Origin of the sequence: Vescimonas sanitatis (genome assembly GCF_049060325.1) — a bacterium.
Classification (GTDB): Bacteria; Bacillota; Clostridia; order Oscillospirales; family Oscillospiraceae; genus Vescimonas; species Vescimonas sanitatis.
Genome location: NZ_JBMGPW010000037.1, coordinates 1 through 491, shown reverse-complemented (window position 1 = coordinate 491; position 491 = coordinate 1). Strand labels below are relative to the sequence as shown.

Annotated in this window: 1 protein-coding gene; it reads right to left on the bottom strand. The window is 71.1% G+C overall.

Features of this window, described 5'->3' with window-relative positions; genetic code table 11:
* The coding region (locus ACOMDU_RS13635) for a DNA polymerase III subunit beta family protein (RefSeq protein WP_476718554.1) at positions 1 to 491 on the bottom strand (491 nt) is incomplete at both ends.

Sequence of the window (491 nt, the reverse complement as noted above, 5' to 3'; positions counted from 1 at the left end):
CCCTCGGAGAGGTAGGACGGGTTGAACGCCACGGTGATGTCCTCGCCCTCGAGCGTGCACGGCACGGACTCGTTGGCGCTCGCGTCGTCGCCGGTGCCGGCGTCCAGGGTGACCTGGCCCTCCGTGAACACCATGCGCAGGGCGGTGTTGCGCTCGGCCACGAGGGCCACGCGGCGGGACGCCTCGACCAGGGCGGCGGTGTCCACCACGGCCTGGATGGGGCTGGACTCGGGGAAGAGCGAGCGGATCTTGGGGTACTCGCCGTCCACGAGCACGGAGGTGGTGCGGCGGCCACCGGAGGCGAAGCCCACGAGGTCGGCGGTCTGACCGAGCAGGATCTCCAGGTCGCCGCCGGAGCCGAGGGACTTGGCGACCTCGGTGAGCGTGCGCGCCTTGATGCGCAGCGACGTCGAGATGGACGGGTCCGCCGGGGTCCAGCGGATCTCCTTCATGGCCAGCCGATAGCGGTCCGTGGCCAGGAAGGTCATGGT